The 14,202-nt window shown below is 48.3% G+C and carries 16 protein-coding genes; 10 read left to right on the forward strand and 6 right to left on the reverse strand.

The genetic code is table 11. The features are described from left to right. Positions 1 to 50: 50 nt before the first annotated feature. The 3 genes from ASL14_RS03450 to ASL14_RS03460 all read right to left on the reverse strand — a co-directional run bounded on the left by ASL14_RS03450 (position 51) and on the right by ASL14_RS03460 (position 3,558). Complete coding sequence (locus ASL14_RS03450) at positions 51 to 362, reverse strand: ArsR/SmtB family transcription factor (RefSeq protein ID WP_134910461.1); 312 nt, start codon at positions 360 to 362, stop codon at positions 51 to 53. 155 nt (positions 363 to 517) lie between these two features. Beyond that, positions 518 to 2,566 (reverse strand): iron ABC transporter permease, encoded by a 2,049-nt coding sequence (locus ASL14_RS03455; RefSeq protein ID WP_134910462.1) that lies wholly within the window; start codon positions 2,564 to 2,566, stop codon positions 518 to 520. Next, the gene (locus tag ASL14_RS03460) at positions 2,563 to 3,558 is read right to left on the reverse strand and encodes an ABC transporter substrate-binding protein (protein WP_134910463.1); all 996 of its coding nucleotides are present in this window, start codon (positions 3,556 to 3,558) and stop codon (positions 2,563 to 2,565) included. Before ASL14_RS03460 ends, ASL14_RS03455 begins: the two co-directional genes overlap by 4 nt. A 227-nt stretch (positions 3,559 to 3,785) precedes the next feature. Between ASL14_RS03460 and infC the strand changes: the two genes are divergently transcribed. The 6 genes from infC (at position 3,786) to ASL14_RS27710 (ending at position 7,832) form a co-directional block, all read left to right on the forward strand. Then, the gene (gene infC, locus ASL14_RS03465; RefSeq protein ID WP_134910464.1) at positions 3,786 to 4,304 is read left to right on the forward strand and encodes a translation initiation factor IF-3; all 519 of its coding nucleotides are present in this window, start codon (positions 3,786 to 3,788) and stop codon (positions 4,302 to 4,304) included. A gap of 260 nt (positions 4,305 to 4,564) precedes the next feature. Further along, positions 4,565 to 5,086 carry a MerR family transcriptional regulator gene (locus ASL14_RS27695; protein WP_223264178.1) on the forward strand — a complete coding sequence of 174 codons (522 nt, stop codon included), beginning with the start codon at positions 4,565 to 4,567 and terminating at the stop codon, positions 5,084 to 5,086. After that, positions 5,002 to 5,748, forward strand: coding sequence for a class I SAM-dependent methyltransferase (locus ASL14_RS27700; RefSeq protein WP_223264179.1), 747 nt, complete (start codon positions 5,002 to 5,004; stop codon positions 5,746 to 5,748). Before ASL14_RS27695 ends, ASL14_RS27700 begins: the two co-directional genes overlap by 85 nt. A 2-nt stretch (positions 5,749 to 5,750) precedes the next feature. Next, complete coding sequence (gene nudK, locus ASL14_RS03475; RefSeq protein WP_134910465.1) at positions 5,751 to 6,722, forward strand: GDP-mannose pyrophosphatase NudK; 972 nt, start codon at positions 5,751 to 5,753, stop codon at positions 6,720 to 6,722. A gap of 562 nt (positions 6,723 to 7,284) precedes the next feature. Continuing rightward, positions 7,285 to 7,548, forward strand: a complete 264-nt coding sequence (locus tag ASL14_RS27705; RefSeq protein ID WP_223264180.1) for a hypothetical protein — start codon at positions 7,285 to 7,287, stop codon at positions 7,546 to 7,548. A gap of 8 nt (positions 7,549 to 7,556) precedes the next feature. After that, the gene (locus ASL14_RS27710; protein WP_223264181.1) at positions 7,557 to 7,832 is read left to right on the forward strand and encodes a hypothetical protein; all 276 of its coding nucleotides are present in this window, start codon (positions 7,557 to 7,559) and stop codon (positions 7,830 to 7,832) included. Positions 7,833 to 7,943: 111 nt separating this feature from the next. Here the strand turns inward: ASL14_RS27710 and ASL14_RS03485 are convergent, their stop codons facing one another. Next, positions 7,944 to 8,327, reverse strand: a complete 384-nt coding sequence (locus ASL14_RS03485) for a DUF423 domain-containing protein (protein ID WP_134910466.1) — start codon at positions 8,325 to 8,327, stop codon at positions 7,944 to 7,946. A 219-nt stretch (positions 8,328 to 8,546) separates the two neighbouring features. On the opposite strand from ASL14_RS03485, the gene ASL14_RS03490 reads away from it, so the two are divergent. From ASL14_RS03490 to ASL14_RS27720, 4 genes are all read left to right on the forward strand, one after another. Then, entirely contained in the window at positions 8,547 to 9,020 is a 474-nt protein-coding gene (locus tag ASL14_RS03490; RefSeq protein WP_134910467.1) for a hypothetical protein, read from the forward strand. A 32-nt stretch (positions 9,021 to 9,052) separates the two neighbouring features. Continuing rightward, positions 9,053 to 9,904, forward strand: coding sequence for a DegV family protein (locus ASL14_RS03495; protein WP_134910468.1), 852 nt, complete (start codon positions 9,053 to 9,055; stop codon positions 9,902 to 9,904). A 156-nt stretch (positions 9,905 to 10,060) separates the two neighbouring features. Further along, the gene (locus tag ASL14_RS27715; protein WP_223264182.1) at positions 10,061 to 10,927 is read left to right on the forward strand and encodes an S-layer homology domain-containing protein; all 867 of its coding nucleotides are present in this window, start codon (positions 10,061 to 10,063) and stop codon (positions 10,925 to 10,927) included. Next, positions 10,921 to 11,682 (forward strand): glycosyl hydrolase family 18 protein, encoded by a 762-nt coding sequence (locus tag ASL14_RS27720; RefSeq protein WP_237171608.1) that lies wholly within the window; start codon positions 10,921 to 10,923, stop codon positions 11,680 to 11,682. Before ASL14_RS27715 ends, ASL14_RS27720 begins: the two co-directional genes overlap by 7 nt. Positions 11,683 to 11,753: 71 nt before the next feature. Here ASL14_RS27720 and ASL14_RS03505 read toward each other — a convergent pair whose 3' ends face one another. Next, on the reverse strand, positions 11,754 to 13,343 hold the full coding sequence (locus ASL14_RS03505; protein WP_134910469.1) for an amidohydrolase: 1,590 nt from the start codon (positions 13,341 to 13,343) through the stop codon (positions 11,754 to 11,756). A gap of 85 nt (positions 13,344 to 13,428) precedes the next feature. Beyond that, positions 13,429 to 14,127: a 4'-phosphopantetheinyl transferase family protein gene (locus tag ASL14_RS03510; protein WP_025681877.1), complete on the reverse strand. Its 699-nt coding sequence runs from the start codon at positions 14,125 to 14,127 to the stop codon at positions 13,429 to 13,431. Between the last annotated feature and the right edge of the window lie 75 nt (positions 14,128 to 14,202).

The following is a 14,202-nucleotide window of genomic DNA, read 5'->3' on the forward strand; positions in this document are numbered from 1 at the left end:
ATATATACAGATTTATAGATGTGTTTTACGAAAAAAAACCTCCTTTCTTTCTATAGTTCCTTTTGGATGTACTCGGCAAATTCCTGTATTGTCTTTTCGTTCCGACGATAGTACGTCCACTTCCCAATTCGCTCAGACTCCAACAAACCAGCTTTTTGCATCGTTAATAAATAACTTGAGATAACAGACTGTGCAAGTCCTGCTTTAGCCTGAATTTCCCCCACGCATATTCCGATTCGAAAATTAAGACCTTGGTTCAGATAAGCCTGTTCATCAAAAAATTCCTCTGGATTTTTTAACCACAGCATAATTAGACGACGTGTCTCATTAGACAAAGCTTTAAAAATCAATAACGGTTCCATAAAGTACATTATATCTACTTTATTAGATTTGTAAATATAAAATCCAGGTAGCTTTGCAGAAGAAATGAATTAATACTGCAACTGTCTATATAAAAAGAGGCTGTTTCCCCCACGGAAAATCCGCTCGGAAACAGCCTTTTTGCGTACCACTTCAACTACACTGACTTACTACGATTGGAGCGATACATCAAGTACAGGAAATACGGCGCACCGATCAGAGCGATCAGCAGCCCGGAAGGAATCTCCGTCGGCGCAAGCACCGTCCGTCCAATCGTATCTGCCAGCACCAGCATTACCGCTCCCAAGATGCTTGACAAAATAATGGAACGGCGTACGTGGTGCCCGATCAACGTACGCACGATATGCGGAGCAATCAGCCCGATGAAGCCAATCGTACCCACGCAGGCTACCGCTCCTCCCGCCAGCAGCACACCCACTGCCATCGCCAGCAGCCGGGTGCGACGCACCGGAAGCCCCAGTCCCATGGCGCTGCTATCGTCAAATACCAAAAGATCGAAGCGGCGAGCTAGCCACCAGGCTACTGGCAACAACACGAGCAGAAAGGCCAGAATCGTCGTCACCTGCGCCCAGCTTCGCGCATAGGTACTCCCCGTCAGCCAAATATAACCGGTGCTGCCCCACAGCGAGCCTTGGATAATTAGCACCTGAATTCCGGCTGCTCCAATCGCTGATACGGCGATGCCGAGTAATATGACAACAGACGGATTCAGATGTTTGTTCCAGGATAGAAAGAAGATCACCGCCGCCGAAACTGCCGCTCCGGCGATCGCAGCGACTGGCAGCACATAAATAGGCAGTCCGGGCCAGACGATGATTACTGCAAGCGCGCCGAATCCCGCTCCAGAAGAAACCCCGATGATCGAGGCATCCGCCAAGGGATTGCGAACGGCTAGTTGGATCAAGACACCGCTGACCGCAAGCGCGATACCAGCCCCGGCCGCCACCAGCGTGCGTGGAATTCTAAACTGCAGCAAAGCCGAATTCGCGCTCTCACCGCCGAACAGGCCAGACAGCAGATCGCCCACCGGAATGCGCATTCCTCCAAACATCAGGCTGAATACGGTTAAAAGCACGGCCCCGCACGCAAACAATGTGACCAGCCTGCCATACGGTAATTTCCGAGAGCGCACACCTATGTTCATTGAAGACTGTCCGCCGATGCCGGAAGGCAGTTTCATCCTCCACAGGATCAGCCAAATTAACCAAGGGGCCCCGATCAATGCCATTACTGCTCCGGTCGGCAGATCCATGCTTGATTGGTGGACCATTTTCGCCAGCACGTCAGCGCCTGTCAGGAGTAATGCTCCCCACAGGAAGGAACCGGGCAGCACCCAGCGATGCATTTTCAGGCCGCTTAAGCGCACCAAATGCGGAGCCACTAAACCTACAAACCCGATGGGTCCAATGACGCTGACTGTAATGGTCGACAGCAAGACCGCCAATACAATTCCCACCGCCCGGGTCAAGCCCACCTTTTGCCCGAGGGACGTGGATGTGGACTCATCCAGATCCAGCACATCGAATTGCCTCGACAGCAAAACCGCGATAACCGAGAGTCCTACAACCCAGGGCCAAGCATAAGTAGTGCCACTCCAATCGTTTTGCACAAGCGAACCGGAACCCCATAGAAACAATCCCTGCGTTTCAAAGGAGTAAAAAATATGTAATGCTCCGGTAAACGAACCGAGCACCATAGACACAATGAGGCCAGCAAGCGCCAGCCGGATCGGACTGCCAGCTCGCCCACCGCCCATGAAGTAAGCAAGCACCGCTGCCAGCAGGCCGCCGATGGCGGCAAACAGAAATGGAGCCTGATGCAGCAATGCGGGGAACATCACCGCGCCAAGCACAACCACAAAGTAGGCACCAGCGTTGATTCCGAGCGTATCAGAAGCCGCCAACGGATTTTTGGTGATAGCCTGTAGTAACGCACCGGCAATAGCCAGCGCACCGCCAGCCAAGATTCCAATGACCGTACGCGGCATCCGCAGATCCCAAACCATATTGTGCTCAAGCGTATTCTGACGCTGGGTCAACGCCTCGATTACCGTATGCAGCGGGATCGGCGCCTCTCCGTAGCACAAGCTTACAAAAAAAAGCGCGATAAGGACGGCCAATCCGCCCCCAAAAATGCTTCCTACACGCCAAGCCTTCGACAAATTCGTTCTGTCTGCTCGGGTCATTTCGTCAGAACTCCAACCACCTGATCAACCAACACTTTCGATGAGATTGGGCCGCCGAACGTCCACGTTGTTCCGTCCAGTGGATAGATCCGTTTTTCTTTGACGAAATTCAGTTCTTTCCAGACTGAATTGTTCTTCATCGCGGCTCCAAATACATCGTCCGTCTTCTGCGTAATGTAGATAAAATGGCTGTCCTGTACCGCCGGAAGAGCTTCGATGCCAACAGTGCTGAATCCATATTTCTCGGTTTTGTCCGACTTCCAGTCATTCACCATACCGAGTTTCGCAAGCGTCCCAACTACAAGCGAGTTATCCTTAAACATCCGTAGGCTCGCGGCATTTTGAGCTGTGAAAGCCTGAGTCAGCGCGTAGTGGGAATTCGCTTTTCCCGCTTTTTCCAATGTAGCCTTTGCCTCAATATAATGTTGGTCAAGTTCGCTTAGGACTTTATCCGCCTGCTCCGTTTTTCCAGTAGCGATAGCGATCTGCTTAAAGATCTCGACCATGCGGTCGTAATCATAACCGTTTCCCTTGTAAGGATCGTATTCTATCGTTGGTGCGATTCCCTTAAGCTGTGCGTAAATCGCTGCATTATTGTCTGCGTTAGAGATAATAAGGTCCGGTTTGAGCGCCGCGATCGCTTCCAAATTCGGTTCGCCCCGTGTACCGATATCAGTGACCGAATCAGCCAGTTTCGCCTCCTGTGTAACCCACAGCTTATAGTCGTCGTTGTCCGCATTACCAACAGGCTGCACACCCAGCGCGATCAGATCTTCGGTAAATGTCCATTCCAGTACAACGATACGTTCGGCTGGCTTGTCCAGCTTGACTTCCCCGTGATCGTCTTTAACCGTAACCGGCCCAGCCGCTTTGCTGGTCTGCTCAGACCCGGAAGTGGCTTCCGACTTCGAGCTATCCCCTACTGATCCGCAACCCGCCAATACAATAGCAAAAACCGTAAACAATAATAGGCCATTCAACATCTTTTTCATTTCTCTCATTCACCCCTGCATGTATATGTCTCATTAGAAAATGATAATCATTATCAGTAAAAGAGTATAGGGGTTGATGGTTTTTGTCAACAAAGATTGTACTAAAGAAAAGTACTATGTCGCATTGGAAAGCTCCATCTGCCCGCTACCCGGAATTCCAAATTGAATCGCAAACGGGTTCCGTATATGATAGCTTTATCATTGTTTTTAAGGGAGGCTTCATTTACGTGGCAGTATTAATCAACGAGCAAATAAAAGCTTCCGAGGTCATGCTCACTGGACTCAACGGTGAGAAGATCGGTATCGTCTCGAGAGAGGAAGCCTTGGCTATGGCCCGATCCAAAGGAATGGATCTGGTCTGTACATCACTGATGAGCAGTCCTCCGCCATGTAGCCTAGTAGCTAAGGGCAAGGGGAAAGCGCTCGCGCAGAAGGAAACCGGAACACGCAAGGTGAGCGGTAGCAACATGGCTGGAAAGAGCAGTAAGGAAAAGGTCAAGGAGCTTCGCTTCACTGCTCATATCGAGGAGCATGACTACGACACGAAGCTGCGCCAAGCAGACAAACATCTGCGCTCCGGCAAGCCGGTGCAGTTGGTCGTAAAATCGTCCGGCGCCAAGGAAGCGGCCGCCGCCAAAGCGGTGTTAGAGCGGCTATTGGTCGATCTGAAAGAAGCCGGAATGAAGGAAACCGGAATTCAGACGGGCGGCAAAGGCGGCTCACAGGTGAAATTAAATCCGCGTTGAGTAAATCAGTATCGTTTCTTTATTCGGCGAACCCCATCTCAAAGCAAAAACAGGCTGTTTACACAGAATGAAAAAGGGGCCGTTTCGGCCCCCTTCTACCTTCCTCATCAAAATCGTAATGATAACCATACAGCAGGGTCCCTGTTTTCCACACACTCAATTATCGAAAAATTTAACTTGCTGGTGACGTTACGTCACCAAGTATACTAACCTAGTAGATTGTACTGGAAAATCAATGCATGGGAAGGAGGGAGAACCTGTTGAGCAAAGGAGATTATTTATCGACTGGGCAGCTTGCCAAAAGTACAGGTATGACACTCCGAACTTTGCGATATTACGATCAGATTGGACTATTGACCCCGGAAGACCATCATTCTGGCTCTGCTCGCAAGTATACGGTGAAGGAAGTGAAACGACTGCAGCGGATTCAGACGTTGAAGTATGTTGGGCTATCTCTTCAAGAAATTAAAGACATCTTAAACGCAGAGTTGATATCCGATGGGGACATCAGACATTCGTTGGAAGCACAGCTCGATATTCTCCAGAAGAAGATCGCTCATACGGAACATATCGTCCATGCTATTCGAAAAGCTTTGGAAAAGTTGGCCGATGGATCCGATTTGGATCGCTTCGCGGAGCTTATACAAGCCGTACAGAAGGAAGAGAATTGGGGGATCAATATCGGACGGCCACCCGCTTGCAAGCACGAATCAATCTTTACGACAAGTTCAGTACGAATCCTCAAGGCTGGCATCGTTGGGTTTTTGATCAACTGGAAGTGACACCGGAAGCCCATATTCTCGAGTTGGGTTGCGGTGACGGGACCTTTTGGTTAAGAAATGCCGAACGAATTCCCAATAGCTGGCGCATCACGCTTACCGATATCTCCAGCGGAATGGTGGAGGAAGCACGTTGCCGCTTAGGAAGCAGCAATGCAATGTTTAAATTTTTGTCGGCTGACGCCCAACAGCTCCCTTTTCACGAAGAGCAATTCGATGTGGTGCTTGCTAACAATATGCTTTATCACGTCTCGGACATCTCCAGAGCGATCGAGGAAATGCACCGTGTTCTAAAGCCCGGGGGACTAGTTTGCACGTCGACGATGAGTACGCAACACCTTCAAGAGCTTGAGGACTTGGCGGCTTCCTTCGACCCCGATCTTCGCGTATTAGACCAAGCGATTCATCGGTTCCACCTAGGTAACGGAATGGACTTGCTGTCTTCATGCTTTTCTAATCTTCTGTTGCTCCATTACGACGACCGCCTGATGGTAGACAAAGCGGAACCCCTGATCGATTATATGATTTCGACTCCGATGAATGCAAGGGAACGACTTGTAGGAAAGGCCATCGATATGTTTCGTATCCATGTCAACCAAAACCTGAAGCAGACTGGTGTCCTTCAACTGACGAAAGAAAATGGAATATTTCTAGGGAGGAAATGAACATGAAAGCAATGGAGCAACAACCAAGAGTACGGATCGTCAAAGAGGAGCTTTTATCGGATAACTGGTACATCTTAAAGAAAGTCACGTTCGAGTATGAAAAAAACAGTGGCCAATGGGAGACACAATCCCGTGAAGTGTACGACCGCGGCAACGGAGCAACAATCCTACTTTATAATCGAAAAAAACAAACCATAGTATTGACCAGACAGTTCCGAATGCCAACCTACCAGAACGGTAATGAGACGGGAATGCTTATCGAAACCTGTGCAGGTCTGCTCGATAAAGAGACACCGGAGGAAAGTATCCTGCGGGAAACGGAGGAAGAGACAGGATACCGTGTCGACTGTGTACAAAAGGTTGGTGAGGCCTACATGTCGCCCGGATCGGTTACCGAAATCCTGTACTTTTTTGTAGCAGAGTATAACGAAGATATGGCAACAGGACTGGGTGGTGGACTCGAGGATGACCAGGAAAACATTGAAGTGGTAGAGCTTCCTTTTATTCAGGCGCTCAATTTGGTCAAAAGCGGAGAAATTCGTGATGCCAAGACGATTTTGCTGCTCCAATACGCTCAAATCCATGGTCTTTTAAAGGAAAAAACAAATTCGTTGCATATTCTTATAGCGGGACCTTATCGTTCTGGAACGTCAGATGATCCCGTGCTGATCGAGAAAAATGTTCAGTTCATGAATGAAATTGCTCTTCAAGTTTATGAAACTGGGCATTTACCGGTTCTAGGGGAGTGGTATGCATTGCCCCTAATCGCCACAGCTGGTTCCACTTCTTTGGGAGATGAGGTTTTCAACCGCATTTTTCATCCGTCCTCCATTCGCTTGCTAGACCACTGCGATGCAGTGCTTCGAATTGGAGGACCCTCACAGGGTGCTGATGAAATGGTCAAGGTCGCAAGAGAGAAGCAACTGCTTATTTTCGAACATCTTGAGGATCTCCCACCAGTAACCCAACCCTAGACTTAGTCCATCTATTGCTAAACCTAAATCACTCTGAACACTTTACATGCTCCAACACTTACCATTCAAATGAGCTTGCCGTTATTTATGCTAGGGTTCCACCGTGCTATCTATAACGGCAAGTGAAAAAGAGCATCCCGACAGAATACCCCTTCCCTGAAATCACTTGTCAGCGCAGATGAAGCCACTAACGGAGTCTTATATTATCCACTTTTCTTCGCTTTCCATACATATTACAATCAAAAGAAATATTTAAAATTCAAACTGCTTGATTTCACTCTCACTCTCGTTTATTCTCTGTATATGTATAGTACAAGTTGGTATTTTCATCAATTGGTGATCACTTGCAGGACTTCACAAAACTTTATCCGACGGGGTCCATGTGTATCTTCGTTCAACTATGCACCTCCATTTTTCGTCCGGAATTTTTATACGTTTATCAGGCCCTATTTTTGTTGATACCTAATAACAGGGCCTAAGGTACTATGACAGATTTCGTTTTAATGATATATTGATAGGTACTATAAAAGACTAATTACCCAGGGCTTGGGCTGGAGGATGTATGAAAACAGAATCAAATCAAGACGAAGCCAGTTATTTATTTAATGTAGATGTATTAGTTAAAGGTCGTTCCAATGTAGAGGCCCTTCAGTTTCTGCTTAACCTCTTGAGTCAAAACGAACAAATTGCGGATAGCCGGATTCAATCCGGTATCGAACTTGGTAATTTAATCGAAGCTGCACTGTATCTAAAAAAACAGTCAGCCGCTAACGGCTCATCTGACGCTGCCGCTAAGCTTGCGGAGAAGTTCTCCAAAAAAAATTAGACGCGGCTATGAACAAGCCACCTGTCGTTCAAGAGATCAAACAATCCCACGTACAGCCGAAGCCTGTAACACAACAAGAACTTAGCACCCATGATTGGATTAAACGTTATATACAAGATAATACGCTTGTACGGTTAATCGTGAACCGCTATGGCGGACAACGAAGCATCCCGTGTCGCATACTTAATTTGGATCATGATAATAGCTTGTTGAGTGTGTATCATGTGGATGAGAAGCAGGTTTACTCCTTTAAAATGAATGAAATTGATGAAATCACATCGTAAAAGTAAAACACTTACATCATGAATAAACACGCAAAAAGAGAATCGTTTGGAAAAACGTTATGTCTTTCCAAGCGATTCTCTTTTTTTTGTGATATGATCTGGAAAGTTAAACTAATCCTCTTTCTTCAAACCCAAGGCAGCTAATGCCAGCAAAAGCCAACCTGCGATAAAACACACGCCCCCCAGCGGGGTAATGGCACCTAACACGCGAATCCCGGTCAAACTCAGCACATACAAGCTGCCGGAAAACAAAATGATTCCCGTAAACAGCAGCCGCGCTGCCCATTTTAAACGAGCCGACGCTCCCCACTGTCCCGCAGCCAATGCAATGATCAGCAAACCGACAGCATGAATCATATGATATTTCACACCGGTTTCATATACGGCCAAAGCGTCCGCGTCGATCCGCGTTTTCACGATATGAGCCCCGAACGCTCCAATAGCTACCGCCAGCAGCATCATTATAGATCCCACAATTATCCATCTACGTTGCATGTTTGTGTACTCCTTTTCATCTCATCCTCTAATCCAAGCTATCTCTTTATTTTATCGAATCCATATGAAGTTTACCAGCCACTCCATTTAAATTGGAACCTTGCAGAATTCCATGATTAAACCCTACCTTTTGGAGGGTAATGTGTAAGGTCCCTTGCTTTTTTGTTCATTTTGTGGAAAATTAGTACCTGTTCGGATACTGTTCAAGGAGTTGAAAAAATGAGTAACCAAGATCCTAATCTGCAAAAGCCTGTTGCGTCTGAGGAGCATCCTGTTTTTTCAGAAGCTCCCGTCTTCCAGCCTCCAGTCAAGCTCAAGCATTCCGGTCCCGGTCTTGCTTCTTTTATTATGTCGCTCGTCAGCCTGATCGGGTATATCATTCTGGCTGTTATGGTCATTAATCTGTTGGCTCATTTCAGCCAATACCAAACCCTGGACCCAGAAGTTGTTCTGCAACAAACCGGAACCGTCCTGCTTCCTTTTGTATTTTTAGGCAGTCTGTTATTGAATTGCGCCGGGCTTGTGGTCGGCATTATTGGAATTGCGTTGAAGAACCGTAAGAAAGCATTTGCCATTGCAGGGCTAATCATTAATGCGTTCATTATTTTGGGCTTCATTGCACTTCTGGCCATGGGTCTTGCCGTTCCGAGTAACACAGCGGATATCTATCCTTCCTCTGTGCAATCCTTATAATATCTCCGCATCACACAGAGAGGATTCAATGTATGAACAAAATCAAAATTTTTGCGGACAGTACCAGTGATATTCCAGTCCAATGGCGCGAACAGTACGAGATTGGCATTGTACCATTGTATACGGTGTTTGGGGATGAATCATTAAGGGACGGTGTGGATATCCAGCCAGAACAGTTATTTCAGCGCATAAGTCGTGAGGGACATTTGCCGCGAACCGCCGCACCTTCTCCATCGGACTTTATTCAAGCCTTTGCTCCCTACATAGAACAAGGGGACGACATTTTATATATCAGTCTGTCTTCCGAGCTGTCCTCAACCTACCAAAATGCGCTGCTCGCTACCTCCGAGTTCCCGGAAGGTCGCATTACCGTCTTTGATTCCCTGAATCTGTCGTGCGGCTTTGGCATGCTCGTGATAAAGGCCGCACGCGCTGCAGCCAACGGCAGTACAATGGAACAGATTGTGGGCATGTTGACGAGAACCCGCCCCTTGATAGACACGGAATTCGTGATTGATACGCTCGAATATCTGTACAAAGGCGGAAGATGCTCAGGGATGCAAAACCTGATCGGTAGTCTGCTCAAAATTCGTCCGGTGATCAAAGTAATAGACGGAAAAATGACACCTGCGTACAAAGTCCGCGGCAAACGTGAAAAGGCGCTGGATCAGATGCTGCAAAATGCCCTGAACCAGCGGGAACATATGGATAACGATATCATTATTGTCGTACATGCTTTGGCTAAGGAAGATGCACTGATGCTGCAAGCCCGTTTGCAGGAAGAAACGGGAGCGCAAGAGGTGCTGCTGGCAACAGCCGGATGTGTCATTTCCAGTCATTGTGGTCCACAGACGATTGGTATAATGTATGCCAAAAAAGAATAGTTTCGAATGTGAAGTCCGTTGCCTCTACCAGGTAAGGGCTTTTTTGTGTTTTCCAACAATTTAGCAATGAATAACTTTACTATTTTTGATAGTATTAGTCGTCATGTGACGAGCGATTCGTCTGACAATCTATCATAAAAAAGAAGGTTATTGTGTATGAGCCCCATACGATCACGCTTGCTAACCAAACTCACCCTGTTGGCGACTGCCGCCATTACTATAATAACTGCATCCGCTTCAAGTTTATCCGTTCCCGCAGCCGCAGCCGGTGTGGCGTTTCGGGATATTTCAGACAGCTATGCTTATCAATCGATCACCTCACTGCACGCCAAAGGATTTTTGGCAGGTACACGACCCGGCTACTTTTCTCCCAAAAAGGCGGTTACGAGAGCCGAATGGGTTACCGCGCTGGATCGCACACTCGGTCTGGAACCTGTACAAGCATCGGTCTCCTCCTATCGGGATGTATCCAAACAAGCCTGGTATTACGGATGGATTGAAGCAGCCTCCCAGCTTGACGTGGTGCAGGGAGGGACATCCGCCACGTTTCACCCCAACAGCCCTGTAACCCGGCAAGAAGCAGCCTTGATGATCGCACGCCTCATACGCTCGACGGGATCAGGAGCAGCGGTTTCCACTTTTACAGACACCGACCAGATTGCAGATTGGGCTGTTGAAGCTGTAACTACCGTGAACCGTTACGGCTTTATGAAAGGGGAAGGAAACCAATTTCGCCCCACATCTTCCCTGACCCGCGAAGAAACAGCAGCACTTCTGGAACGTCTGCTGACGTATTCAACACAGCATGCCTCCAAAACAGCCTCCACGGCATCTTCCATCCGACTAGGCTGGCAATATGACCAGAGCGTTCAACAGTTTGAAAGCTCCGTGCTTCAATCTAACATCAACACCCTATCACCACGCTGGTTTTTTCTAAACGAAACGGGTAATATTAGTGATCTTACAAACACCTCGCTCCTCACCTGGTCCAAACAGCATCAAAAAAAGTCTGGGCGATGGTAGGCAACCGTTCCAATCTAACGATGACACACCAAATCCTATCCAGTGATGTTTTACGGAACAAAACCATAACTCAGCTTGCGAATGCCGTATCTACACATCATCTGGATGGGCTTGTGATTGATTTTGAAAATGTAGATGGTCAGGATCGTACTCAGCTCACGTTGTTCATCCAACAATTAAAAGCCAAGTTAAAAGGCTTGAATGCTGTACTGGCAATCTGTGTATCTCCTGATTACGGTACAGACTGGACAGCCGCCTTTGATTATGAGCAGCTTGGCGCTGCGGCAGACTATTTGATTCTGATGGGATATGACGAACATTGGGGAGGCAGCTCAACCCCCGGCTCCGTATCCTCATTACCTTGGCTCCGTGAAAGCGTACGGCGCTTTCTACTAACCACCGATCCGGATAAAGCGATATTGGCATTGCCTCTATTCACACGAAACTGGACCCTGAATGCGAGTGGTCAATCGGTCGCTTCGTCGGATATTTCCCTGATTGAGCAAAACCAGCTTATGTCTCGTTCCACCTCCAAACCGGTCTGGCATGAGGATATTCAGCAGTATACGGTTTCCTACAGGGATACTCAGCTTCATAAGCTATGGCTGGAGGAAGGGCGATCCTTTACCCGTAAATACCGTCTGGGACAGGACAAAGGGTTTGCAGGCTTCGCCTACTGGTATCCGGGCGGGGCAAGCTCTGATCTATGGTCCAGCGTGAAAAATGCAGACCGTTTCGCACAGCGTGGTTTGTAAAGGCCAAAAAACCTTCAACTCCACTTTTAGCGTGAGGTTGAAGGTTTTTTGCATACACCCTTATCGCCCGTCTATGCCCGGTACGCAACCATTCCGTTCACAACCGTCATACGTGCTTTAACGTCAAGCAAAGCCTGTGGGCGCTCCGACAAGTCCCGGTCAATGACCGTAAAATCGGCGGCTTTGCCTACAGCCATCGCCCCCCGTTCATCCGCTTCTCCCGCAGCTACTGCGCTTCCGATGGTAAACAGATGAATGGCTTCGTGAATGTCCAGCTTTTCATCGGGAAGATAGCCCTCATGCGTCTCTCCTGGCTTGGTGCGGGTCACAGCGGCATGCATGCCGAGAAAAGGGTCCAACGGCTCAATCGGCGCGTCACTGCCGCCAGCACATGGAATACCTGCGCTCAGCAGCTTTTTCCAGGCATACAAATATTCAGTACGTTCCTCGCCAACCCGATCCAGCACCCACGGGAAATCACTTGCTACAAAACGCGGCTGGATGTCTGCAATCAGCGGCAGCTTCGCCATTCTCTTAACTAGATCGGCAGTCAGCACCTGTCCGTGGATCAGACGATCCGGCAAACCGCTTTCCTCCGTTAGCGCATGGGCTTCCATCGCTGTCAAAATCATATGCGCCGCCCCATCCCCTATCGCATGTACAGCGACCGGAAAACCTGCGGCTCTGACAGCCGCCACCATCTGATTCAGCTCTGGTTGCGGTTGAATCGCCATGCCGCTGGTATGTGGAGCATCGCTATAGGGCGCAGACAATAGCGCAGTTCTTCCACCAATCGCACCATCGGCAAACATTTTTACCGCGCCGATTTTAAACCACTCATTTCCGTCACCAGCACGCAAACCTTGCGCTCTCGCTTCTTCCATGAACGGATGATAGATGAGCTGATGCGTACGAAAAGCAATGCCTTCCTCCCTCAGCTCCCTGTAAATCCGCTGCATGGTGTCCACGCTGCCCAGAAAACGCAAATCCTCCGTGTGCGCAGCCGTCAAACCGAGCCGTAGTGCATCCAGACAAGCTCGGCGGATTGCATCTTTTTTAACCGAATAATCCGGCTCTGGCTGCACACTTGTAAAGGCAGTGGACGCTTCCTCATAAATCAATCCGTTCAACTGTCCATCAGCATTTCTTCCGTAGGCTCCCGAAGCCGGATCAGGGGTGTTCTCGCCAATACCAGCACGTCGAAACGCTTCTGAATTCGCCAGAAACGTATGAAAGCATGTACGAGTCAAATATACCGGGTGCTGATCCGTAATGGCATCAAGCTCCGATAGGGTCGGAATCTCAACAGGAATAAACGCATTTTCGTTCCAGTTCAGCCCTAAAATCCATTCTCCCGGCGGTGTTACCGCAACCCGTTTACGCAGCATATCAAGCATTTCTTCCTTCGAAGTAGCCGACGTAAAATCCAGCATCGCCAGCTTCATGCCATGCATGGACAAATGCATATGTGAGTCGGTCAAGCCCGGCAACACATAAGCGTCCTCCCAATCCACCGTGTCATATTCCTTACCCGACAATTGCAATTCAAGCTCCCGTGCTTGTCCGATGGCCTGTATAATGCCATTTTGTACAATGACCGAATCTCCCTTGGTAGCCCATTCCCCATACAGCTTGCCGTGCTTGAACAATGTTAGCGTCAACGCAGCTCATCTCCCTTTTTTCCAACTATATAAACCAAACTAAGAGTTACTATATCGCCACTGCGCAGTCGGATGGTGCTTCAAATTACGCCTGTGCTGCCGATTCCAAATATAGTGTATGTATGTTTACCTGCTGCACCAGATCGGCAAAGTGGTCATGTGTTGCACAGACAGCCATTTTGTAGTGTCCATCGATCTCATACTGTTTAAAATGACAATACTCGGTGGTAAAGCCTTCCGTCGTAAAACCGATCAACGGACACTCGCTTAAATTGAATGAAAATGACTTTAGAGGCAGCGTTAATCCCTGCCCTTCGGCCTTCACAAAGCTTTCCTTGAGCGTCCACAGATCGTAAAAATAAGATAAGCGGCTCTCCGCCTCCTGGCGCATCAACGCATCATACTCCTTGTCCGAAAAGCACACCCTCCCCACCTCAAAATCAATAGGACGGAGCTGTTCAATGTCGATTCCGAGCGGATGATCATCCACGGCGCATACCACCCATTTTCCCGAGTGAGAAACATTAAAATGGAATGCGGGTGCATTCAACAAGGAAGGCTTGCCGAAAGCATTATATGTAAACTGAAGACTGGCGTTAGATACCTTCAATTGCCGACAGGCCAACCATCTTAACAGCACATCGGCGTATAAGCCCCTTAAAGCATCCTCCCGATGCAAAAAACGATCCAGCTTCTGCCGCTTTTCAGTCGAAACCCGGTTCAGCAGTGACTCGTAATGACCGTCTGCCTCCGGCTTGCTCGTGTCAATCGCATATATTTCCATGGTTGGCCCCCTATGCCGTAATAAGTGTGCGGTGTACATGGTCAATATACTACTCTAGCACTTTCAATTCAATAT

This window comes from Paenibacillus sp. IHB B 3084 (genome assembly GCF_001447315.1).
GTDB lineage: Bacteria > Bacillota > Bacilli > Paenibacillales > Paenibacillaceae > Paenibacillus.